Consider the following 23,311-nt stretch of genomic DNA (forward strand, 5'->3'; position numbering starts at 1 on the left):
ATGTTGAAGAAACCCGAAACCCTGTTCGTGCTGGGCTACATGCTGCTGCCGCTTTTCGCCCTGATCTCTGCCATCGTGGGGCTCACCATGATCCTGGGTGGCAACAAAATTGCCGGGATCATAGTGCTGATCGTTGTCACACAGGTATTTACCTTTGGGGCGTTCTTCGCCCTGCGCAAGCGCAAGGCCGTACTTCTCCAAGAGCCCGACGCCGGCCACTAGCCCGGGCGGGCGGCTTGCGGGCCGCTGTGGCGAGTTCCGTCGTCGTGCTTGACCTGCGTGACGTAACCAACAGCGGCGGTGTGCTCCGAAAGTTTAGACTTGGTGAATGACTACAGCAGCTAATCCGTCCGTTGGACTGGTCGGTTGGCGTGGCATGGTCGGCTCCGTCCTGATGCAGCGCATGCAGGACGAGAACGACTTCGCCAACATCAACCCGGTATTTTTCTCCACCTCGAACGCAGGAGGTGCCGCCCCGTCCTTCGCTGATGGGGCCGGCAAGCTCGAGGATGCGTTCGATATTGAGACGCTGGCCAAGCTGCCGATTATTGTCACCGCCCAAGGTGGCGACTACACCAAGCAGGTCCACGGCGAACTCCGCAACCGCGGCTGGGATGGCCTGTGGATCGATGCTGCTTCCACGCTGCGCATGAACGACGACTCGATCATCGTGCTGGACCCCATCAACCGCGATGTCATCGACGCCGGACTGTCCGGTGGTGTGAAGGACTTCATCGGCGGCAACTGTACGGTTTCCTGCATGCTGATGGGCCTCGGCGGCCTGTTCAAGAACAACCTGGTCGAGTGGGGCACCTCCATGACGTACCAGGCGGCTTCAGGTGGCGGGGCCCGGCACATGCGTGAACTCCTCAACCAGTTCGGCACCCTCAACAACGAGGTCAGCAGCGAACTGGACGATCCCGCGTCCGCCATTCTCGAGATCGACCACAAGGTCCTCGCGGCCCAGCGCACCGGCGTTGACGCCACCCAGTTTGGCGTGCCCCTGGCCGGCTCCCTCATTCCGTGGATCGATGCCGACCTGGGCAACGGCCAGTCCAAGGAAGAGTGGAAAGCCGGAGTAGAGACCAACAAAATTCTCGGCACCGGCAACGGCACCGCAGGTAAGGACCACATCGCCATGGACGGCCTGTGCATCCGCATCGGCGCCATGCGTTCACACTCCCAGGCCCTCACGCTCAAGCTGCGCGAAGACCTGTCCGTGACGGAAATCGAGAACCTCCTGGCCAAGGACAACGAATGGGCCAAGGTTGTTCCCAACACCAAGGAAGCCTCCATGGCGGACCTGACCCCTGTGGCAGCGTCCGGAACCTTGGACATCCCGGTGGGCCGTATCCGCAAGCTCGAAATGGGCCCGGAGTACATCAGCGCCTTCACCGTGGGAGACCAGCTCCTGTGGGGTGCAGCCGAGCCGCTCCGCCGCATGCTCAACATCGTGACGGGCAAGCTCTAGTCCTGCCACGTCTCTAACCCGCTGTTCCGTTGCTACTTGGCCTCGGGACAGCGGTTTTTCCACGATAATAGGGCCTCCGCTCCAACGCCGCTTTTAGCTTCCGTTCCACTTCCCACGGCCTGCTGAGTTGTTCCCAATCAATCCGGAAAACTTCCCAGCCAGAGCCCGCAAGGGCCTTTTCCCGACGACGTTCGTTGAAAAGGACCTCGTCAGTAGGTGCGTAGTCGAAATACTTGGCGCGGCCGTCAAACTCAAGAATCACTCGACGGTCCTCCCAGCCGAAGTCTCCCCGGTATCGCCCGAGCGGGGTTTCCACCTCGAGTTGAAGGACGGCGTCCCGGATGCCAAGCCTGCTCAGCAGAATCCGTGTCCGGGTCTCCCCCACCGATTCGGATCTGGCATCCATCGCTTCAAGGACACGGCGCACTCGTCGAACACCCCGCGTGATGCGGCCGCTGTCCACATAGGTTTGAAGCAGCAGCTGATTCGCACCGCGGCGGAGCGCTTGATCTGCGATAACCACAGCCCTTTCCAAGTCCATGGTCCGGGCACAATCAACGACAGTACGCTCCAAACTGGTGACACGTACGGGCCGGGGCCACGACGCCTGTAACTCAACCATTTCCGACGGCTCCAAATGGCCGCCGTGGGCTGTGACGTCCTCACCAGAGCTTGCCTGGGCAGGTGAAAACGGCACGGTGACGTGAACCGTGGAACCCGCACCCCACGGAGAGCACCCATGCAGCCGGGCGGCACTTGCATGACTGTAGACGCTTCTGCGGCCCACATTGGAATGATGTGCCTGTATCCGCAGCAGGTCTTGCTCCCACGGTTTCTGTGTTCGCCAATCCAGTGTCCGAATGTAGGCACCACGCCGGAGCCTGATCAGCATTCCGGAGCGTACGCCCAGGGTCAAAACCCGGTCACTCAGCCCTCTCAATGCGAGATCCGTGGTGGTGGCAATGACGGCGTCCGGCCAATGGCTGGCGATCAATACATCTAGTTTTTTGCGTTGCATCGGCCCATCGTGTGTCCGGGGCGGGCTGTGAAACGAGCTGCCGGGCATCATATGTGGACAAACTCGTTGTGCTGCCGCAATTACGTTGCTGGCCAGCAACGTAATTGCGGGCCGCCAACGCGTTCGTGAGGCTCCAACTCAGCCTGCCATGAACTTCAGGTAGGCCCGTCCCTGAGCTTGGAACGAGCGCTCAGCGGCCGGACCCAACCACCCCGCGAACGGCTCCGGAGCGACGCCTATGGTCTTGCCGCTCACGGTCCTGGCCCACGTTCCCACCACTTCTCCGCCGGACACCATGATCCGTTTGAACACTCCGTTCTTGCCCGGCACCACCAACTCCGCATGCTCCGGAGCCAGCACGAGGCTCCTGTCCTGGTATCCGAGAAGGAATTCGTCGAAACCCGGGAGCGCCAGCAACGAGCGCGAGCCGGGGACGCCGTCGTCGAGCATTGCTGCCGTGTCCGGCGAGAGCCAATAGGCGGTGCCTCCGAACTGCATTTCAACCAGGCGGTCCTGTACCTCCTTGAGGGCGGCACGCGCCTCTGTAAGGGGCACCTGGCTCCACCACGAAAAATCCTTGATGGTGGCAGGGCCGTGGCTCAGGACGTAGCGAAAGAGAAGCTCGGCGATGCCTTCCTCACGTCCCAGTTCCCTCGAGTTCGGAATCCACTCGCCGAACGGCACGAACAGTTGCTGCACACCCACTTTGCCGTTGGACCCCGCCATCGGTCCTTGGACCAACCAGGCGCGCTGGCAAAGGCTGCCCAAGAGGTGGATCCCCCGTCGTGCCTTGGTGATTTGGCCGGCTTCCTCGAACGCCTGGAACAGCTGCTCCCTGCTTGCTCCTGGCGCCCCCTCCGCTTTGAGGACCTCGGCGGTTTTGAAAGCTATGTCCCGGCAATGCCTGATGTCGTCGGGCGTGATGTTGAGTTCGCGGTGTCGGCCCGCCGTCGAATTCATCAATCGGTCACTCGTGATGCCCAGGATCCAGCGAAGATCTTCGGGCGCGAGCAAATGCAGCGTCCCGCGCATGGGCCATGAGCGGACCACCGTCCCGGCGTCAAGGGCGGCCCTGACGTCCGATGCAGCCGTGCCTGGAACGCGCTGCCCAACCGCCCACAAGGCTGAGCCAAGATCCTGCGCCTGCATGGCTGTCATCCACCGGACCGCCTCCGGAACTCCAGGAAAGCCGTCGCCCAACAGGCCTTGGCTGGCGAGCCGCATTCGGCCCAAGACGCGCGGAGCGGGGTTCGTTCTCTCGGCAGGCATGCTTTATCGTAAAAGGACCAGCGAGCACAGGGAACCTTGCCGAGCCTCCCAGCCGTCACCCAGCAGCAGATCCTAGGATGGATTCATGCTTTTTGGTGATCTTGCTCCGTTTGTGCGGCCGATGAGCCGGTGGTTGGCTACCACCGGTTGGTTCTGCACGCTCGTCGGGCTGGGCGCAGGGCTGATCGTGGCTGTTGGGACGGGCGTCAGCTTGTCCCCTTCAATGCAAGCCATCCAGACAGTCAGCTTGGTGGCAACTGCGGCGGCCGCGCTGCTCATCGGAACCGCTGCCGCCACCCAGCCAGTAGCCGATCGCGACGACGACGCGCCCGAACCTTGGTTTTATCCGGCAGCTGCAGCACAGGTCCGCAGCTTCCTGCTCGGAGCGATCGTCCTGCTCCTGGGTTTGGTCGGCTTCGCCACTGCCGGCCTGTTCATGCCCAGCGGGCCGTCGCCGCAGAGTATCGCGTTCAGCCAGATCTTCTTATTGGGATCGGTCAGCTGCGGGCTTACGTTCCTGCTGCTCAACAAGGTGTTGCCGATCGCCGAGCGCCGCACACGCTGAGTTGGGTCCCTTCGCCGAGGGGCGACGTCTCGGCCGTATCGCACGCCCAAAGTCCCGAGAGCTTACCCCTCGCGAAGCGGTGAAAGCCAAGCCCGCTAGAGGCTGACGCCAATCAGCAATGGTTCCGGGTGCAGTTCAATGCCAAAACGTTCGACGACGCCGGAACGCACCTCACGCGCGATGGCCACCATGTCGGCGGCGGAGGCTGAACCCCTGTTGGTGATTGCCAGGGTGTGCTTGGTGGACAGGGAAGCCCGTCCGCCGGAGACACTGGATTCCTCGAGCCCGAAGCCCTTACCGAATCCAGCCTGATCGATCAGCCAGGCAGCGGACAATTTCACCAGGCCGTCGTCACCAGCGGGATACTTGGGCGCGTTCTCCGGCAAAACCGACGCACGCTCCGCAGGCACGATCGGGTTGGTGAAGAACGAACCCGTGGAATAGGTGTCGCGGTCTTCTGAGTCCAGGACCATGCCCTTGGACGCGCGGAGCCGGAGGACTTCCCGCCGCACATCGTTGGAGTACGCCCGCTTGCCGGCCTCTACGCCCAGCACGCGGGCCAGCTCACCGTACCTGATGGGGGCACTCATTCGTCCCAGCGGCAACTGGAACTCCACGGTCAGCACAACATAGCGGGGCGATCCCTCGACGGTGGTCTGCTTCAAGATGGAGTCGCGGTATCCGAACTTGAGCTCGGAGTTGGTGAATGTCTGCACTGCGTTGCGTTCGCGGTCCCATGTGCGGACAGCGGCAATGGTTTGTGAAACATCTGCTCCGTACGCTCCGACGTTCTGCACGGGGGTGGCTCCGGTGGCTCCCGGAATTCCGGACAGTGCTTCCAGTCCGGACCAGGCGTGCAGCACGGAGTGTTCTACCAGGGCGTCCCAGTTGTGGCCTGCCTGCACTACCACTGACACGCCTCCGCAGCTGTCTTCGGAGTTCACGGTGAAACCCTCGGAGGCGATCTTCAGGACGGTACCGGGGTAGCCGTCGTCGGAGATCAGCAGGTTGGACCCACCGCCGATGATCAGGAGTTTTTCGCCTGCAGCGTCAGCCGACCGGACGGCGTCGATAATCTCCGCTTCGGTGCGGGCCTCAACATAGTTGCCCGCGGGGCCGCCAACGGCAGCGGTGGTCAGTTCGGAAAGCAGCGTTTGGGTCACCAATCAAGCCTAACGGGCTTCGTTGGGCTGCGCGGACTTCCCCGTCTTTTGGCCGGCCAGGGGTGCCAGGAAGAAGCTGACCACCAGCAGCACCAAGGGCGCCAGCAGCGAATGCAGGATGCCAAAATGTTCAGCCAGCAGCCCCAGGAGCGGAGGACCACACAAGAAAGCACCGTAGCCGATGGTGGATACCACGGACACCCGGGCCGCAGCGTGAACGGGATCATCGGCAGCCGCGGACATCCCCACGGGGAACCCGAGTGAGGCACCCAGGCCCCATACGGCCAACGCCACGAACGCGAGCCACGGGACCGGAGAAAATACGAAAAGCGAAAGACCCACGACGGCGGTAGCCGAGCACCAGCGCATCACCACCACACGCCCAAAACGATCCAAGATGACAGTCCCGGTGAAGCGGCCGATGGTCATGAACGTGACGAAGAGTCCGTAGCCGACAGCGCCCGCCGCGTCAGACTGCCCATAGCCGTCGGCCAGAGCCAGAGCAACCCAGTCCCCGGCGGCTCCTTCGGCCAAGGCCAAGCCGAGGACAAGAACTCCAATGAGCAAAGTCCGGCGGTCACGCCAGGCAAGGGCAACCAGCCGCTTGTTGTCCAGCGGAGCTGTGGCCTCGCTGGCGTCTCGCTGGGCTGATTCGGAGGTGATGATCGGCAGCGGCCCGGTGGAGGGATCCTGGAAGGTATCCGTTTGTACGGGCCGGTAAGTTTGCGTGGCTGCAGCGGTCTTTTCCGCGCGGAACCAGAAACCAGCGGTGACAACCGAAGTAGTCACTACAACGCCCGAGATCAGGAAATGCCAGAACACGGGCATGTGGATGGCGGCTGCCCAGGCGCCGAAGCCTGCAGCGGCCACCGTTCCGAGGCTGAACGCGCCGTGCAGGTGCGGCATGATGTGCCGCTCCAACTCGCGTTCCAGCGACGCCCCTTCCACATTGGACGCAGTGTTCCAGCTGGCGGTGCCCAAGCCAAGGACTACCAAGCCTGCTGCCACCACCAGTGAATTGGCTGCAATCGAGGTGCCAACACCCACGGTGACAAGACCCGCACCCACCATGCAACTGCCGATCCTCGTGGTCAGTTTGGGACCGAGCCGTAGCACAATCAGCCCCGAGGCTGAGATCGAGATGAACGACGCCACCGTCATGCACATCAGCAAGAGGCCGATGCCGCCCGGAGTGAGATTCAGTCCGTCGCGGATGGCTGGCAGGCGCGATACCCAGGTTGCGAACGCGATGCCACTGGCTGCGTAGGAGGCAAGAACAGCGGCGCGCCACCGCGACATTTCAGTCGGTGTGGCGCACGGTTTGCTGCTATGAGTGGTGTTCGGGCGGTTCAAGAGACCTTCACAACCGCCTGCGACTTCATGAGGACCTTCTGTCCGGCCGCAACGACGGTGAGGTCGATGCGAGCTGTGCGAGCATCGTCGTCGAGCGCTCCCACCACACCGGTGACGTCGATGACCGCGCCTGCCTGATCGGTGCCGGTGGTATCCGTGACGAGGACGGGTTTGGTGAAGCGGGTCTGGTAGTCGACGACGGCGGCGGGGTCGCCTGCCCAGTCGCTCACCAACTGCACTGCGGCACCCATGGTGAACATGCCGTGGGCGATGACGCCCGGAAGCTCCACGGAGGTTGCGAACGATTCGTTCCAGTGGATCGGGTTGAAGTCGCCCGAAGCTCCTGCGTACTTGACCAGGTCCTGGCGGGTGACGTCGATGCTGCGGGTGCCGATTTCCTGGCCGACCGTCAGTTCTTCGAATGTAGGGCTCATGGTTACTGTCCCTCTCCGCGGACCAGGATGGACGACGTTGTAGTGGCGACCTTTTCGCCCGCCTCGGTGGAAATCTCGGAACGTGTAGTGATCATGGCTCCCCCGCCCATGGCCCGGACGCCGTCAACGTGCAGTTCTGCCACAAGGCGGTCGCCGGCGACGATCGGCCGGTGGTGCGTGAACCTCTGGTCGGCGTGGACCACCCGGGAGAAGTCGATGCCCGACTCCGGGTCCTGGACCAATTGGGCGTCAGCACGCTGGGCGACGATGATGGCAAACGTAGGCGGGGCGACGAGGTCGCTGTGGCCCAAGGCCTTGGCAGCCTCAACATCGAAGTGCGCGGGGTTGCTGGCTTTCACGGCCTTGGCGAACTCGCGGATCTTTTCTCGGCCGACGTCGTATACCTCTGCGGCAGGGTAGCTTCGGCCCTGCAGGTCCGGATTAATACTCATGCTCCAACCCTATCGGGCCGAGGGAGCGCGGGTGCAGCGCGCTGCTGAGGTGAAGGAGTTACTTCTTGTAGCTTTTGCGGATCTTCTGGCCCCGCACTACCAGCCCTGCAACGTGGAGCAGCAGCCCGACACCAATGATGGGCAACGAAGCAATGGCCAAGCCTTGGTTACCGGACGTGTTCCCCACAATGGACAGGATGAGTCCGACGGCGATCAGCCCCATGGCGCTGAAAACCAACGCTTTGTATGACGTGGAGGCGGTGGCCCAAAATTCTTCTAGCACCGTCCAAGTCTACCGGGGCGTGGTTGGTGGGTTCGCGAGGGGTTAGCTCTCGCGGGAAAGGGGCGAACTTACCCCCGAGATGTCGCCCCTCGCGGGGAAAAGGCTAGAAGAGCGAGTCCTGCAGCGCCGGAATTTCCGTGATGTGGGGGCCGAACTCGATCTTGCGGCCCTTCAACGCGCCCAGGTCAGCCACGAAGCTGCCCTCCACCTCGCTACCCGAAGCGTCCGGCAGGCCCGCCAAGGCCACCGCCCCGGACAGTGAGTGGATCCGCAAACCGTGCCCGCCGCCGTCGAACGTTGCCGGGTACGGATGGCGGCGTCCGCCTTCGGCACCCGCAACACAGAGCCGCTCAGCCAAAGCCGGCCGGTCCCACTCTTCCTCCACAACGGCGTAACCAGTCATGGCCAAGCCACCGAGCAACTCGCGCACCCTACCGGCGTGCTGACGATTCAACGACAGAAGCTCGACGCCGGCACGCGGCTCCACGAGTCCCGCGGCTTTGGAAGCGGAACGGACCTGCTGGACGAGGCCGAGCTCGCGCGTCACCATGTCCTCGAGAATGCGAACAACACGGCCGTCTTCGGCATGCGCTACATAGGAGGCGTGCACAGCGCCCTGCTCAGCGAGCCTGTTCCACTTGCGGGGGGCAGAGGCGGTCCCCACTTTGGTGGCACCGTTCGCGAACGTGGCCACATAGAGCCAGTGCGGTTGCATCAGGTAGGCCCGGAGACCGGTGGGAACGGACGTGCCCCGGTGAAAATCGTGCATCAGCCGGGAGTCGTCCCGCGCAAAGCAGGCCCCGCACTGCTTTCCACGCTCGGCCGGAGAACCACTACGGCAGGGAACATGGGTGCGCTCCCCCGGACCGTGAACCTTGGTGTGGCCAAGACACCACAAGCCAGGGATAACGCGCAGGCCCAGGGCTGAGCCCCGGGCCAACGCAACATCAGTGAACTCCGCGTTCGGTGTGAAAATTCGCAACGAGGGGGACGTAGAGTCCCAAGCGACTCCGTGGACCAGCATGCTTACAGGGAAGGCTGGACTCCGAAGGCGACTGCGAGCTTCATGATCTTCTCGGCGCGGCCCAAACGCGGGAGGTCGGAACCATCGCGGATGACACGGCCGTTAGCCTCGAAGTCGTTCATGAAGTCCGTGGCCCAGGCGACGTCCGAAGGCGTGGGGCTGATGACCTCATTGATCACGGTGGTCTGGTCGATGGCCAGGCAAAGCTTGCCGGTCATTCCCATGGTCACGGTGATACCGGTCTGCTCACGCAGGATGGGGTGGTTGGTACCCACGGTGGGACCGTCGATGGGGCCCGGCAGGTTACCTACGCGGCTTGCGACAACGAGCTTTGCACGCGGGTACGCCATGGCCTCCGGGGTGGCCGCCATGCCCGTATCGCGGCGGAAGTCGCCGGAGCCGAAAGCAAGCCGGAAAGCACCCTGCGCGCGTGCGATGTGGTTGGCTTCCTCAATGCCGAGGGCTGACTCAACCAGTGCGATCACCGGAGTCTTACCGTCCATGCGGTGGTAGGACTCCGTGACCTGGTCAGCGGATTCGGTCTTGGCCAGCATGACGCCGAGCAAGCCCGGGGTACCGCGCAATCCGGCGAGGTCGTCGGCCCAGAACGGGCTGGTGGCGTCATTGATACGGACCCAGGCCCTGCCACCGGCGGTCAACCAGTTGATGACGTTTTCGCGGGCAATGTCCTTCTGGGAAGGGTCAACGGCGTCTTCGATGTCAAGGATGATGGCGTCTGCCCGTGAACCCGCGGATTCGTCAAAAAGCTCCGTCTTCATGGCATTCACAAGGAGCCAGGAACGGGCGATATCGGCGGGAATATTGCGGGTAGGCCGAACTGATTCGGCGGCGATGCTAGACGTCATGTATCTACCGTATCCGGCCAGCGCCCTGCACAGCGAAGAATTCCGCCCGCTTGTGAGGATCAATACGAACTAAACCCCATATGACTGTGGGGTCCCGCAGTATGAACGCCCGACGACGGTACCCGCCAGTCATATCCGGCCCAGTTGTCGCTGTTGTTCACAAGGCTCAACACTGCGTCTTTGTGTCCCCGGGTTGCCGGAAAAGGCCCCGGATTTCGTCCCGTTTCGGGCTGTTTCGCAGCGTTTCCGGGAGTTACCGCGGCACTTCCCAGCCGCCGTCGGAATGGGCTTTCATCGTTCCCAAGCCGTTGCACAGGATCCCAAGCCCTTACGTGAGCCGGCCTTACCCAACACCCTGCAATCCATCGAAAGTAGCTCCCATGAAACTGCACCTGCCCCTGCTGAGCGTCGCGGCCGCCGTCGTACTAGCGCTGACGGTGTCCGGCTGCGGCGGTGCAGCCGAAGCCGGACAAGCCAGCCAGACCGGCAACGAGGTCAAGGAACTCCGGTACCAAGGCTCAGCCAACAACGTGACCTTTCCCGAGCTTGCGGCGGATCTGGGCTACCTCGGCGACCTGAAACTGAACTGGGTGGGCAACACCACCAGTGGCCCGCAGGACATCCAGTCCGCAGCCACCAACCAGACCGACTTCGGAGGCGCGTTCTCCGGTGCGGTGGTCAAGCTCATCGAAGCCGGCGCTCCCGTCAAGGCCGTGACCAACTACTACGGCTCGGACGAGAAAACCTTCAGCGGTTACTACGTGAAGGCCGATAGCACCATCAAGGAACCGCGCGACCTGATCGGCAAGAAGATCGCGGTCAACACCTTGGGCGCGCACCACGAAGCCGTCATCAACACCTGGCTGACCAAGAACGGACTCAGCCAGGACGAAATCAAGCAGGTCCAGCTCGTCCCGCTCGCACCCAACGATACCGAGGAAGCCATCCGCCGCGGACAGGTGGACGCGGGAACGCTCGGTGGCGTACTGCAGGACAGGGCCCTCGAAGCAGGCGGACTGCGCTCGCTGTTCAGCGATGTGGAGTTGTTCGGAACGTTCGCGGGCGGCCAGATCGTGCTCCGCAACGAGTTCATTGAAAAGAACCCAAACACCACCCGAACCTTCACCACGGGCGTTGCCAAAGCGATCAAGTGGGCAGCCGAGACGCCCCGCGATGAAGTCATTGCCCGTTTCACCAAGATCATCGAAAGCCGCGGACGCAATGAGAGCACGGCCAACCTGAAGTTCTGGAAGAGCCCTGGCGTCCCGGACGCCGGCGTGATCCAGGACAAGGACTTCACCCGCTGGGAGGCCTGGCTCAGCTCCGCCGGCATCGTCAAGGACAAGCTCACGCCTTCCAAGTACTACACCAACGAGTTCAACGAACTCGCTGCAGCGAAGAAGGGATAGCCATGACCGCGAAAATCAGCCTCCGGAACGTCACCAAAGAGTTCACGGTCCGGGCCACCAAAACCACCAGCGCCACCCGCCTCACTGCCATCGATTCCCTGAGCCTGGACGTCCGCGACGGCGAATTCCTCACCCTGGTGGGGCCCAGCGGGTCAGGAAAGACCACACTCCTGGACCTGCTGGCCGGGCTCTCCACGCCGACTTCCGGTGAGGTCCTGGTGGATGGGAAGGCCGTCACCGGGCCAGGGAAGGACCGGGCCGTGGTGTTCCAGCAGTACGCACTGTTCCCCTGGCGGACGGCCTCGGCGAACGTCTCGATCGGGCTTGAAGGCGTAGGGCCGGACGGCAAGAAGCTGAACCGACGGGAACGGGCCGCGAAAGCCAGCGAGTACCTGGCACTGGTGGGGCTGGCGGGCTTTGAGGACCGCTACCCCCATGAGCTGTCCGGCGGCATGAAGCAGCGCGTTGCCATCGCCCGCAGCCTGGCCTACGAGCCGGATGTGTTGCTGATGGATGAACCATTCGCAGCCCTTGACGCCCAGACCCGCGAGCAGCTGCAGGATGAGCTCCTCAGGATCTGGAAGGCCACCGGGAAGACCATCGTCTTCATCACGCACGGCATCGATGAGGCCGTGTACCTCGGCGAGCGCGTGGCTGTGCTGAGCGCCCGCCCCGGCCGGCTCAAGGAAATCGTGGACATCAACATCCCGGACCGCGACGGTGACGAGGACATCCGCTCCAACCCCGCCTTCGTGGAGCACCGCCACCAGGTGTGGACGCTCCTGCACGACGAAGTCCGCCGCGCCCAGGACGCCGGCCACCGCAAGATCCTGCCGGACGGCAGCGCACCGGACGAACCGGCAACCACCACTGAGAGGAGCGCCGCCTGATGACCACCACACTCACGCACGCGGAATCCGTAGCGTCCAAGGCGGGCAGCGCCACTGAACCGGGTGCCGCCGTCGAACCTTCCGCTACTCAAGCGGCAGCTGCAGAGCCTACGACGCCGGCACCCGGCATAGCGCGACGCGTCGCCGGGGCCGTGGGGTCAGGTTTGTGGAAGTCCGCGGCGGTCCTGGCTTTCCTGGCGCTGTGGGAGCTCGGACCGACGTATCTGGCCAGCCCGTCCACCCGGGTGTTCCTCCCGCCGCTCCACGAAGTGCTCCTGGCATGGGGCAAGCTGTTCGAAGCCGGAACCATCCAAGGCCACATCGCGGCCAGCCTCACCCGTTCCGTGGCCGGTTTCGGAGCCGCACTGGTGGCAGGTGTCTCGTTGGGCCTGCTGATCGCTTGGTACGGTCGCCTGAACTCGGTCCTGAACCCGCTGCTGGAACTGTTTCGCAATACTGCGGCACTGGCTCTACTTCCCGTGTTCACACTGCTGTTGGGTATCGGCGAGGAGTCCAAGATCAGCATCGTGGCGTACGCAGCGTTCTTCCCGGTTCTCCTCAACACCATTGCCGGCGTGAAGACCGTGGACCCGCTGTTGATCAGGGCCGCGCGCTCCTTGGGGCTCAACAGCTTCCGACTGTTCCAGAAGGTGATTCTTCCGTCCGCAGTTCCCACCATTTTCACGGGCATCCGCATGGCCGGCACGGCATCCATCCTTGTGCTGATTGCTGCCGAAATGGTGGGCGCCAAGGCTGGCCTGGGTTACTTGATCGTGAATGCGCAGAGCAGCTTCCTGATCCCGGACATGTACGCGGGCATCCTCACGGTGTCCTTGCTGGGCCTTGGCGTGAACTTCCTGCTGGTAGCCCTTGAACGGCACTTTTCCCGCTGGCGGACCGCCGTTGGCGCCGCTGCTTCCTAGACCCACCCGCGGCCCGTGCCGCAACCATCACAACAAGTAAGGAAAGAACCATGACCGTCATTACCGAAACCAAACTGGAGTTCGCCAAACTCGGCTCCCGCATCGGCGCCGAAATCCGTGGCTTGGACATCAGCGGAGACCTTAGCCAGGAAACCGTCGCCCAGATCCGGGCTGCGTTGAACGAACACAAGGCGCTGGTGTTCCGCGAGGCGAACATCCTCAGCGACGAAGCCCAGGTGAAGTTTGCCAGCCACTTTGGCCCGCTCACCAAGGCCCACCCCACGGTTGCGTCCGTGGAGGGAGAAGAGAATGTCCTGCCCGTGGACAGCGAGAACGGCTCGGCCAACAACTGGCACACGGATGTGACCTTCGTGGTGAACCCGCCGCAGGCTTCCACGCTGCGCAGCATCGACCTCCCGGCCTATGGTGGCGAGACCCTGATCGCTTCCTCTGCCGGCGCGTACCAGGACCTGCCGGAGGAGCTGCGGAACTTCGCGGACACCCTCTGGGCCATCCACACCAATGACTACGACTACTCGGTGCCCAAGAACCTTGAGCACTCCAACGCCGAAGAGCGCCGCAAAGAATTCACCCGCCTGAAGTTCGAAACCGCCCACCCGGTGGTGCGGGTCCACCCGTTGACCGGCGAGCGCGGATTGTTCATTGGGGGCTTCGCGCAGCGGCTCCGGATTGTGGGCCTGTCCAACACTGAGTCCAAGGACATCATCCGCCTGCTGCAGGCATACGTGACCCGTCCGGAGAACGTAGTCCGGGTGAACTGGGAGCCCAACCAGGTGGTCCTGTTCGATAACCGCATCACGCAGCACTACGCACCGGACAACTACGACGGCCAGCCACGCAAGCTCAACCGCGTCACCATCGCGGGCGATATTCCGGTGGGCATCGATGGCAAGCCGAGCCAGGCACTCCACGGTGATTCGAGCACCTACTCGGTAGTGGCTCCTTTGGCAGCTTCCTAGGAGCGCCCATGTGTTGCTGTTGTAGACCCAACTGAGTCGCAGTTCAGGCCGTTTTAAGTGCTCAAAAGGGCCCGAACTGCGACTCAGTTGGGTTAAAACAGCGTTAGGGGATGTTGTTTCCCCGCGCTGCCACCCACAATCCGTACCACTCGGCACGGGTCATATCCGCCGCAACCGCTGCGGCATCGGCGCATGCCTTGATGCGCACGGGGTTAGTAGTTCCCACTACAGGGGAGATCCCGGCCGGGTGCTTCATCAGCCAACCCAGCAATACCGATTCCGGCGTGGTGTCCTTATCCGCCGCCAGTTTTTCAAGCATGTCCGCGGTAGCCGACTCAGCCGGCGAGAACTCCGCAGACGGCGCACCTGTATAACGCCCTTGGGCCAGGGAACCGTACGCCTGCAGTTCAATACCCTTGGCCATGCAGTGCTCAAGAGTCCCGTGCGGGAAGCTGTACTCCAGCCCCTCCGCATGGTTGACGAGCACAGTGCTCTCCAGCCAGTCCCGGCGAAGCAGACTCATTTCCAGTTGGTTCGCCACAATGGGAATCTCCAACTCGTCCTGCAGGAACGCGATCTGCGCGCCGGACATGTTGGACACCCCCACCTGCCGCACCTTGCCTTCCGCCACCAACTGCCCGACCGCGTCAGCCACCTCACGCGGGTCCATCAACGGATCGGGGCGGTGCAGGAGCAGCGTATCCACGTAGTCTGTCTGGAGCCGCTTCAGGCTCTGGTTGACACGTTCGAGGATGGCTTCACGGCTGAGGTCGTAATGCGTATCCAGCCCGCGCTCCCCCAGCCTGATCCCGCACTTGGTCTGAAGCTGAATCTTTTCGCGCAGCCCCTGCGAACGGGCCAGGACTTCCCCAAATACAGCCTCGGACTTTCCGCTGCGATAGATATCCGCATGGTCAAAAAGCTCAACGCCAATCCCCTGTGCAGCTTGGATCACTGCAGCGGCCTGATCGATCTCCGAAGCTCCGTAGGACGTACCGTCCCAAGGGCCACCGAGTCCCATACAGCCGTAAATGAGGCGTCCCCGCCCGTTCGCATGAGTCATAACTTCAGTATTCTGCCGCAGCGCTTACGCGTTGCTGACAATCCACGCGGTGGTGTCGGAAGGCAGTTTGCCATCCTCCAGCGGGCCGCTGGCCACTACGACGTTTCCTTCCGGAAGTTCCACGGGCTTGCTGCCGAAGTTGGTCACCGTGTGCCAGCCACCGGGCCGGCTGAAGTGCAGCACGTCCTGGTTCCCTGTTTCCACCCACTCGAGTTCCTCGTCGGTCTGGAGTTCGCTGCGCAGGCTCAGTGCCTTTCGGTAGAGCTCCAGGGTGGAGCCTTCCACGTTCTCCTGCCCGGACACTGCATAGTCCTTGAACCATTCCGGCTGCGGCAGGTGTGCTTTGCCCGCACCGAAGCCGTATGACGGACCTTCTGCGGCCCACGGCAGCGGCACGCGGCAACCGTCGCGGCCAATCTCGACGCCCGGGTTACGGAAGAAGGACGGGTCCTGTCGTTCGGAATCAGGAATCTCCGAGACTTCGCGCAAGCCGAGCTCCTCACCCTGGTACAGGTAAGCAGAACCAGGAAGCGCGAGCAGCAAGAGCGTCGCGGCGCGTGCACGACGCAAGCCGAGTTCGACGTCGAGCTCTTCCGCCGGTGCGCCGGCCAGCAGCCAGCCCTTGCCGTCCTGTCCCTTGGGCTTTCCGCCCGTGATGTCCTGTGCCGCATTGGTTCCCTGGGCCACCGAGCCGCCCTTGGGCAGGCCGTACCGGGTGGCATGACGGACTACGTCGTGGTTGGAGAAGACCCAGGTGGAGGATGCGCCCGATTCCTTGGCAGCTACCAGGTTGTCCGTGATGATCTTCTTGAACGATGCAGCATCGAAATCGGACTGCAGCAAATCAAAGTTGAACGCCTGCCCGAGTCCTTCAGGGCTCGCATAGCGGGCACGGCGGGACTCATGGACCCAGGCCTCGGCAACAGCGGTGCGGGGCGGGTTGTACTCGTTGAACAGCTTGCGCCACTCCGCGTAGACCTCGTGGACTTCATCGCGGTCCCAGAACGGGTGCGATCCATCGGTGAAACCATCCGTGCCATGGGCCTTGGCTTCCAAATCAGCCTTCATGGGCAGCGGCTCGGAAAGGTCCTTGGCCATGCCGTGGGCAACGTCGATGCGGAAACCGTCCACGCCGCGATCGGACCAGAAGCGCAGCGTCTTCAGGAAGTCCTCGCGAATCTCCGGGTTCTCCCAGTTGAAGTCCGGCTGCTCCTTGGCGAAGATGTGCAGGTACCACTGGCCGGGAGTGCCGTCGGGCTCGGTGATGCGGTCCCAGATGGGTCCGCCGAAGACAGAGTCCCAGTCCGACGGCGGCAGCTCACCGTTCTCGCCGCGGCCGTCGCGGAAGATGTAGCGCTCGCGGGCCGCGGAGCCTTTGGGGGACGCCAGCGCTTCCTTGAACCACTCGTGACGATCGGAAGAGTGGTTGGGAACGATGTCCACCACGATCTTGATTCCTGCGGCGTGCAAGGCTGCGGCCATCTCGTCGAAGTCCTCAAGGGTTCCCAACTTCGGGTCCACATTGCGGTAGTCGTCCACGTCGTAGCCGCCGTCTGCGAGCGCCGACGGGTAGAACGGGCTCAGCCAGACGGCGTCGATCCCCAGTTCTTTCAGGTAGGGGACTTTGGCCGTGATGCCCTTGATGTCACCGAGTCCGTCACCGTTCGCGTCGTAGAAGCTGCGCGGGTAGATCTGGTAGACGGCCGCCTGGCGCCACCAGTTCGGATCGGACATGCGGTCGGCGTCGGTTCGGTGTGCCTGAGTGGCGGAAGTGCTCACGAAACTCCTTTGATTTAGTATCTAAATTTATCTCCTGGACCAGTATGAAACGCGGTCCCGGGAAGGTCAACAATGGTTAGCCCTTGACGGCACCCTGTGTCACTCCGGCCATGACCCACCGCTGCGTGAACAGATACGCAATGATCGCCGGTGCCATCGCCATGAGGTAGGACGCGAAGGACACGTGGTAGTTGTTGCTGAACTGCGTCTGGAAAAGGTTCTGCCGCACGGGAAGCGTCTGCAGTGCCGGATCGGAAATAATCAGCGACGGCATCATGAAGTCATTCCATGCATAGAGGAACGCGAAGATCCCCACGGTGGCACTCATCGGTGCCAAGAGCGGGAAAATCAGTTTCCAGAAGGTCTGCCACGTGGTTGCGCCGTCAATCCTGGCGCTCTCTTCAAGTTCCATCGGAATGGAGCGGAGGAAGGCGGTGAAGAGCAGGACGCTGAAGCTCAGTTGGAACATGGTGGCCAACAGGATGACGCCAAACGGATTGTCCAAGCCAAGGCGGCCCGTGAGCTGAATCTGCGGCAACGCAACTACGGGGAAGGGAATGAACATTGCTCCCAGAAGATAGAAGAACGAATACCTGAACAGCCGCCGCTCCCAGTTGCGCACGATCGCATAGGAGGCGAAGGCGGCCAAGACGATGGTGGCAAGGACTGTCCCGGCTGTTACCAGCAAAGACATCGCGGCCCCCACCGGGAAGTTGGTCAGGGTCCAGGCTTGGACAAAGCCGTCCATGCTGAACGGGGCGGGGAAGGAGAAGGCGTTGCCATCCACGGCCTGCCCTTGGGTCTTGAACGCCATGGAGACCGTGACATACAGGGGTAGCAGCACAGTGACCGCGCACAACACGAGGATGGTGGTTGCGGACCAGTTGACCCGCTCCACCTTCGACGCAGCCCGGCGTCGGGTGGTTCCGGCGGCGGCGGTGTCCAAGGGCGAGTTCTCAATAGCGAGGGTGGATTGGTTGGTCATTAGAGTGCGTTCCGTCCGCGAGTCAGCGAGAGCTGTACGAGAGAGATGAGGATGGCGACCACAAAGAAGATCGTCGCGTTGGCCATCTGGTAGGCGTAGTCGCCGCCGTTGAAGCCGGAGATGACAGTCATGGCGATGCTCCGGGTAGAGGTCCCCGGGCCGCCGTTCGTCAGCCCGACGATGATGTCGTAGGCGTTGAGGAAGCCTTTGAACCCGAGAATGATGTTGATCACCACGTACCCGGCCACCAGCGGCAGCGTGATCTTCAGCAGCTGTTGGAATTTGCTGGCCCCATCGATTTCCGCAGCCTCGTACACATCACCGGGCACAGCGACAAGGCCCGCGATATAGATGAGCAGAGCCCCCGGAACCGCCTGCCAGGCGGTGACCAGCACGATCGCGATCCACGCGAGGTCGGGGTTGGCCAGCAAGCTGCTCTCCAGCCATGGGATCCCGGCCGCAGCCCCCGCCGCCGGCAAGGAATTGGAGAACAGGAAGTTGAAAACGTAGGCGATGATGATGCCGGAAACCACCATCGGGATAACGAAGATGGTTCGCAGTGGCGACTTCATCCGGATGCGCGAGGTAAGCCCGACGGCCAGCAGGAACGCCACAACGTTGACCACGATCACCGTGACGATGGAAAAGCCGAAAGTGAACAGGTAGCTCTGCAGGATGGCGGGATCGCTGAAGATCGCAATGTAGTTGGTCAGGCCAACGAAGTCCCAGTCACCGATTCCAATGGAGTTGGTAAAGCTGAAGAAAATGCCGATGATCCCCGGAATCGTGATGGCCAAGGTGAACAGAATCAGGCTGGGCACCAGGAAGAGGTAGAAGATCGGCTCGACGCGTCTCTTCCCGCGCTGCATTGGGCTGCCCTGCTTGGATGCGTTTGGGGTGGTGATGGTGGACATGTATCTGACTCCCTATGGTCTGCACTACTGGCGGAACGCCAGGCGCGCCCAGTCTGCGTCGAGGGTGCGGAGGGTGGATGCAGGGGACGCGCCGAACACGATTGCCTGCGTGTAGTTCATGATCGGGATGGTGCGGGGAACGAGCACCGAGGGGCCCTGATAGACCTTGGCGTCGTCGTAGTACTGCACCATCCCCTCAATCCGGGGGTCGGGGACGTTCGCAGAGTCCTTGGTGGGAGTGAAGCCCAGCTGTGATTTGTTGTAGGCATCGATCACCTCGGGACGGTACAGATACTCAAGGAACCCACGCGCAGCGTCCTTGTGCTTGGAGGCCTCCGGGATCCAGGCGGCGAGGTCCACGTTGACGCGCACGCGCAAGTCCTCGGGGTTCTCGGTCATCGGCAGCGGAAAGGTGCCGAGCAACAGGCCCGGGGCGGTCTTGGCGATCTCGCTGAACGCCCACGGTCCCTGCAGATACATGGCAGCCTTGCCCTGCGAGAAGGCAAGGTTGCCGTCGCCGTAGGCCCGGCTTGCAGCATCCTTGTTCACGTAGTTCTTTGCCAGCGTCAGCATCTTTTCGACGGGCTGCTCAAAGTCCTTTTGGAATGACACGGAAGACTCCGGCCCAACGTTCACGCCTTCAGCATCGAGCTTCTTGAAGAAGTCGATGGTGTCCACCTGGCCGCCCACAGAGTAGTCGAACCACCCCTGGGCGATGGTCCAGTCATCCTTCCACGTGGCATAAAACGGCGTCACCCCAGCGGCTTTCAGCGCTTCACACGCGGCGATCAATTCGCTCCACGTGGTGGGGACCGCAATGTTGTTGGCGGCGAAGATTTCCTTGTTGTAGATCACGGAGGACGCCATGACCGAGTACGGGAGGGCACTGGTCCGCCCCGGGTATGAACCGTACTGTTCCATCAGCGGTTGAAGGTCTTCGCGGATGTGGGACGCTGCCTCCGTACCGGACAAGTCGCTCAGAGCACCGCGCTGGACGAAGCGGGACGTCTCCATGTTGTAGTTGGCAAGCGCGATGTCCGGCGGGTTGCCGCGAACGAAGCTCGCAGATACGACGTCGACGCCGGACGTATCGAGTACCACTTCTGTTTCATCCTGAGAAGCGTTGTAATCAGCAACCAATTTGGTCATGAAGCCGATGGCCTCCCGCTTGCTGAACGTAAAACGGATGGTCTCTTTACCCGAATCCCCTGATGTGCCCGGTTCCCCGGTGCAGCCGGAGAGAAGGCCGGCAAACAGTGCCAAGCCCAAGCCCATTGCTGCGAAGCGTTTCCTGCGTGTCATTTTCACAGACACCGTAGCCCTTTCGTATTGCGGACCTCAGTGGCCGCATTGCCATCGTGTAGCGGACCGTGTGCATCGCCACCCGAAGTTTAGATAGGCGGTAAATTTACGACCTATCGCTAACCATGGTGAGTGATGTCCGCCACAGGGTCAAGCGTTTGGCGAAATGCGTCGTCATCTAAATTTATGCACTAAATTTAGAGAGACCGTCCTATCGTTCCGATGGACGGCTGAGAAATGGGAGCTCCGAATGCAGACCGGGACTGCACCGTCAACGCAACTGGTACGGCGGGTCAACGCCAGCGCAATGCTCAAGGCCATGCGCGGCGCCGGAGTCGTCACCGGCACCGAGCTGATGGCCGCCACTGGACTCTCCCGGGCCACCGTCATCTCGATTTGCGATGAACTCGTCCGGCTCGGATGGCTCCAGGAACTGGAGAACCAACGAGGAGCCGGTGACTACGTCAAGGGCAGGCCTGCGCGGCGCTTCGTTTTCGACGACAGCGCGGCCAGCGTGATCGGCATCGACATTGGCGCCACCAAGATCACCGCGATAGTGGCTGACATGGCAGGGACGTCCTTGTCCCAGGTCACGATGCCCTTCCGCGCCTACAACGTCCCGGCCGATGAACGCGCAGATGTGCTGGACAAGATCGCCGCCGACGCCTTGGACAAGGCGGGCGTATCCGCCGACTCTGTTCTAGCCGTGTCTGTTGGCGTAGCTGCCCCGGTCAGCCGGGACGGCGAGGTCCTCACTGCCCAGGAATTCTGGAAATCCTTCGATGTCCGCCGGATCGTGTCCGAACGCCATGGTTGGCATGTGCTCCTGGAAAACGATGCCAATCTCGCGGCCCTCGCAGAACGGTGGCAGGGCAGTGCGCAGGGAGTCGACAACCTTGTGGTCATGCTCGCCGGCGACCGTTTGGGGTCCGGAATCCTCGAGTCCGGCCGTTTGCTCCACGGGCAGCTTGGTGGCTTTGGCGAGCTGGGATACTTGGACAACGTGGACGGCGTGGGCGACACCTACGGCATTGCCCACTACGCAACACTGTGGGGACGGGAAGCCCTCGATGCCGGTACGGAAACCAAGCTGACGACACTGTGCGGCGGTGATCCTGAAGCCCTGACCGCAGAGATGGTATTCAGGGCGGCCGCGGACGGCGACCACTCAGCCCTCGGCGTCCTCAACCGCGTGGCGCACCGCATGGCCCGGGCCATTGGCTCCATCAGTACTTTGGTCAACCCTGAGCTGGTGGTCATTGCCGGAGCCGTCGCAGCGTCCGCCAATGCCCTGATCCCCACCATGGAAAAGCAAGTCCCGGACTTCACCTTCACTCCCCCACGCCTGGCAACCTCCGCCCTGGGGGACGGCATTGTTTCCCTCGGCGCGATCCGCCATGCCCTGGACTACGTGGAAGAGCACGCGCTGGATCTTTACCCGGCCTCCCTGTCAAAGCACGTGGCCGCCGGCTGATTCGGCCAGGACCTTATCCGGGGCCTGGCCCGGACCCGGCTCAGCGCTGCCCTAATCCGGCATGGACATGGTCCGCAGGTCCAGTTGCCGGAGTACCCTGTCAGCCACTTCCGGATCGGTGCCTGGCTCGTTGCGGGCTGCCACCACTTCCTGGCGGGCAGCATCCAGGGCGATGGTCTGAACGGCGATGGATAGTTCCCGTCCACGTTTGCGCTTCTCGGCGACGGTTTCGTTCCGCAACGTGCCGTCCAACAGCTCCGCATGGAGGCGGCGCATCTTTTCCTTGACCAGGGTCACTTTCTCGGCAGGGAGTTCCTTCATGAGGTCGTGGTCTTTCAACGCAGCCACAGCAGCGGACTGGGCGCGCTTGGCAAGGACCTTGGCGGCGTCCTGTTCATGTGATCCGTCCTCGGTCGCATCCAGAACGCGCATGAGCCACGGAAGCGTGAGGCCGGGGAGGACCAAAGTGGCCAGGAGTACCGCGCACGCAATGACCAGGATTTCGTGGCGTGCCGGGAAGTCGCTGCCATCCGGCAGGGTCATGGGGAGGGCCAGTGCCAGCGCCAGGGTGGCCAGGCCGCGCATGCCGCACCACGTCAGGATCAACACTTCCTTGGGCGACGTCGGTTGCAACAGGTTTCTGCGCTTCCGCGCTGTGAGGGCGAGGAGGCCCAGCCATAGGAAACGCACCACGAATACCAGGATGCAGATCACTACGGCCATGCCGATCATCCCGAAAATCGCCGTTCCTTCGTCCCGGATGACGTGCCGGATCTCCAGCCCCACCAAACCGAAGGCCAGGCCAGTAGCAAGCAGTTCCACCACGTCCCAGAAGGCGGTGCGCGTGATGCGTTCAGCGGCGTCCTGCGGCCGCGTATGGCGCTGCAGTTCCAAAGCGGTGACGACGACGGCCACCACACCTGAAGCGTGCAGCTCTTCCGCGAGGATGTAGGCGGCGAAAGGAACCACCAAGGTCACGGCGCTGCGGGCGACCATGGAGGTTACCAGCTTGGTGATGAACTTGGTCAGCCAACCCATCGCGATCCCGATGACGACAGCCAGCGCCGCACCGATGACAAACTGCGGAATGACTTCCGGGCCCACTTCCTTGCCGGACATCGTTGCGGCCACAGCTGCTTGGAAGATCACGATTGCCGCGGCGTCGTTGAAGAGCCCTTCACTTTGAAGGACCGTGATGAGCCGGCGCGGCATGTGGACCCGGCCCGCCACGGACTCCACGGCAACGGGGTCCGGCGGGGCCACCATGGCACCCAAAGCAATGGCCGCCGGGATGCCGATGCCCGGGATCATGAGCCACGCAGCACCGGCTACCACCGCGGTGGACACCACCACCAGGGCCACAGCCATCAACAGGAGGGTCCGCCAACGCACCCGGAAAACCGCCCAAGAGCTCTTCTGCGCCGTAGCGAACAGGAGCGGCGGAAGGAAGATCGGCAGGATCAGTTCGGGCGAAATCTCAAACTCAGGGAAGCCGGGAATGAAGGTGAGCGCAACAGCCAGGATCAGCATCAGGACCGGGTAGGGAAGCCGGAGCCTGTCTCCCAGGCCCACTGCCACCACCGTTGCAAGCAACAACCCGACGATGAGCGCCAACTGATCCATTTTCCTGCTTCCCCTGATGGTGTACGGCACTTCCCCAGGCCAAGCCGAAAAAGTTCCCTACCAACATATCC

23 protein-coding genes are annotated in these 23,311 nt (G+C 62.6%); 8 read left to right on the forward strand and 15 right to left on the reverse strand.

Annotated elements, in window-relative coordinates:
• Both ARUE_RS15725 and asd read left to right on the forward strand, forming a co-directional pair.
• Positions 1-222, forward strand: coding sequence for an NF038396 family protein (locus ARUE_RS15725; protein ID WP_011775636.1), 222 nt, complete (start codon positions 1-3; stop codon positions 220-222).
• A gap of 106 nt (positions 223-328) precedes the next feature.
• Positions 329-1,471, forward strand: a complete 1,143-nt coding sequence (gene asd, locus ARUE_RS15730; RefSeq protein WP_011775637.1) for an aspartate-semialdehyde dehydrogenase — start codon at positions 329-331, stop codon at positions 1,469-1,471.
• A gap of 13 nt (positions 1,472-1,484) precedes the next feature.
• Here asd and ARUE_RS24750 read toward each other — a convergent pair whose 3' ends face one another.
• Both ARUE_RS24750 and ARUE_RS15740 read right to left on the reverse strand, forming a co-directional pair.
• The gene (locus ARUE_RS24750; RefSeq protein ID WP_286139766.1) at positions 1,485-1,994 is read right to left on the reverse strand and encodes a DUF559 domain-containing protein; all 510 of its coding nucleotides are present in this window, start codon (positions 1,992-1,994) and stop codon (positions 1,485-1,487) included.
• A gap of 633 nt (positions 1,995-2,627) precedes the next feature.
• Complete coding sequence (locus ARUE_RS15740) at positions 2,628-3,758, reverse strand: winged helix DNA-binding domain-containing protein (protein ID WP_014922412.1); 1,131 nt, start codon at positions 3,756-3,758, stop codon at positions 2,628-2,630.
• Between the two features lie 85 nt (positions 3,759-3,843).
• Between ARUE_RS15740 and ARUE_RS15745 the strand changes: the two genes are divergently transcribed.
• Complete coding sequence (locus ARUE_RS15745) at positions 3,844-4,323, forward strand: hypothetical protein (RefSeq protein WP_014922413.1); 480 nt, start codon at positions 3,844-3,846, stop codon at positions 4,321-4,323.
• Between the two features lie 95 nt (positions 4,324-4,418).
• On the opposite strand, the gene ARUE_RS15750 is transcribed toward ARUE_RS15745, so the two are convergent.
• The 7 genes from ARUE_RS15750 to ARUE_RS15780 form a co-directional block, all read right to left on the reverse strand.
• Positions 4,419-5,486, reverse strand: a complete 1,068-nt coding sequence (locus ARUE_RS15750; protein WP_011775641.1) for a UDP-N-acetylmuramate dehydrogenase — start codon at positions 5,484-5,486, stop codon at positions 4,419-4,421.
• 9 nt (positions 5,487-5,495) lie between these two features.
• Positions 5,496-6,785, reverse strand: a complete 1,290-nt coding sequence (locus ARUE_RS15755) for an MFS transporter (RefSeq protein ID WP_286139767.1) — start codon at positions 6,783-6,785, stop codon at positions 5,496-5,498.
• A gap of 50 nt (positions 6,786-6,835) precedes the next feature.
• Positions 6,836-7,273 carry a MaoC family dehydratase gene (locus ARUE_RS15760; protein WP_011775643.1) on the reverse strand — a complete coding sequence of 146 codons (438 nt, stop codon included), beginning with the start codon at positions 7,271-7,273 and terminating at the stop codon, positions 6,836-6,838.
• Between the two features lie 2 nt (positions 7,274-7,275).
• Positions 7,276-7,725 carry a MaoC family dehydratase N-terminal domain-containing protein gene (locus tag ARUE_RS15765; RefSeq protein WP_011775644.1) on the reverse strand — a complete coding sequence of 150 codons (450 nt, stop codon included), beginning with the start codon at positions 7,723-7,725 and terminating at the stop codon, positions 7,276-7,278.
• Between the two features lie 58 nt (positions 7,726-7,783).
• Entirely contained in the window at positions 7,784-8,008 is a 225-nt protein-coding gene (locus tag ARUE_RS15770; protein ID WP_011775645.1) for a DUF3188 domain-containing protein, read from the reverse strand.
• 103 nt (positions 8,009-8,111) lie between these two features.
• Positions 8,112-9,032 (reverse strand): DUF2797 domain-containing protein, encoded by a 921-nt coding sequence (locus ARUE_RS15775; protein ID WP_014922415.1) that lies wholly within the window; start codon positions 9,030-9,032, stop codon positions 8,112-8,114.
• 2 nt (positions 9,033-9,034) lie between these two features.
• A complete protein-coding gene (locus ARUE_RS15780; RefSeq protein ID WP_014922416.1) occupies positions 9,035-9,898 on the reverse strand; it encodes an HpcH/HpaI aldolase/citrate lyase family protein in 864 nt (287 codons plus the stop codon).
• 380 nt (positions 9,899-10,278) lie between these two features.
• On the opposite strand from ARUE_RS15780, the gene ARUE_RS15785 reads away from it, so the two are divergent.
• The 4 genes from ARUE_RS15785 to ARUE_RS15800 are packed head-to-tail and all read left to right on the forward strand — an operon-like array spanning position 10,279 to position 14,100.
• Positions 10,279-11,307, forward strand: a complete 1,029-nt coding sequence (locus tag ARUE_RS15785) for an ABC transporter substrate-binding protein (RefSeq protein WP_187329895.1) — start codon at positions 10,279-10,281, stop codon at positions 11,305-11,307.
• A 2-nt stretch (positions 11,308-11,309) separates the two neighbouring features.
• Complete coding sequence (locus ARUE_RS15790) at positions 11,310-12,197, forward strand: ABC transporter ATP-binding protein (protein ID WP_011775649.1); 888 nt, start codon at positions 11,310-11,312, stop codon at positions 12,195-12,197.
• A complete protein-coding gene (locus ARUE_RS15795) occupies positions 12,197-13,120 on the forward strand; it encodes an ABC transporter permease (RefSeq protein WP_014922418.1) in 924 nt (307 codons plus the stop codon). Before ARUE_RS15790 ends, ARUE_RS15795 begins: the two co-directional genes overlap by 1 nt.
• Before the next feature lie 50 nt (positions 13,121-13,170).
• Positions 13,171-14,100: a TauD/TfdA dioxygenase family protein gene (locus ARUE_RS15800; RefSeq protein ID WP_014922419.1), complete on the forward strand. Its 930-nt coding sequence runs from the start codon at positions 13,171-13,173 to the stop codon at positions 14,098-14,100.
• A gap of 103 nt (positions 14,101-14,203) precedes the next feature.
• On the opposite strand, the gene ARUE_RS15805 is transcribed toward ARUE_RS15800, so the two are convergent.
• From ARUE_RS15805 to ARUE_RS15825, 5 genes are all read right to left on the reverse strand, one after another.
• Entirely contained in the window at positions 14,204-15,163 is a 960-nt protein-coding gene (locus ARUE_RS15805) for an aldo/keto reductase (protein WP_043470519.1), read from the reverse strand.
• 24 nt (positions 15,164-15,187) lie between these two features.
• A complete protein-coding gene (locus tag ARUE_RS15810; RefSeq protein ID WP_014922421.1) occupies positions 15,188-16,942 on the reverse strand; it encodes a glycoside hydrolase family 13 protein in 1,755 nt (584 codons plus the stop codon).
• 76 nt (positions 16,943-17,018) lie between these two features.
• A complete protein-coding gene (locus ARUE_RS15815) occupies positions 17,019-17,927 on the reverse strand; it encodes a carbohydrate ABC transporter permease (RefSeq protein ID WP_011775653.1) in 909 nt (302 codons plus the stop codon).
• Positions 17,927-18,841 (reverse strand): carbohydrate ABC transporter permease, encoded by a 915-nt coding sequence (locus ARUE_RS15820; protein WP_014922422.1) that lies wholly within the window; start codon positions 18,839-18,841, stop codon positions 17,927-17,929. The genes ARUE_RS15815 and ARUE_RS15820 overlap by 1 nt, the downstream gene beginning before the upstream one ends.
• 24 nt (positions 18,842-18,865) lie before the next feature.
• A complete protein-coding gene (locus ARUE_RS15825) occupies positions 18,866-20,143 on the reverse strand; it encodes an ABC transporter substrate-binding protein (protein WP_238324346.1) in 1,278 nt (425 codons plus the stop codon).
• Between the two features lie 250 nt (positions 20,144-20,393).
• Here ARUE_RS15825 and ARUE_RS15830 point away from each other — a divergent pair, with 250 nt between their 5' ends.
• Positions 20,394-21,617 carry an ROK family protein gene (locus ARUE_RS15830; RefSeq protein WP_014922423.1) on the forward strand — a complete coding sequence of 408 codons (1,224 nt, stop codon included), beginning with the start codon at positions 20,394-20,396 and terminating at the stop codon, positions 21,615-21,617.
• Between the two features lie 51 nt (positions 21,618-21,668).
• Here the strand turns inward: ARUE_RS15830 and ARUE_RS15835 are convergent, their stop codons facing one another.
• Entirely contained in the window at positions 21,669-23,240 is a 1,572-nt protein-coding gene (locus tag ARUE_RS15835; protein WP_043470524.1) for a Na+/H+ antiporter, read from the reverse strand.
• Between the last annotated feature and the right edge of the window lie 71 nt (positions 23,241-23,311).

Origin of the sequence: Arthrobacter sp. Rue61a, assembly GCF_000294695.2 — a bacterium.
GTDB classification, from domain to species: Bacteria; Actinomycetota; Actinomycetes; order Actinomycetales; family Micrococcaceae; genus Arthrobacter; species Arthrobacter aurescens_A.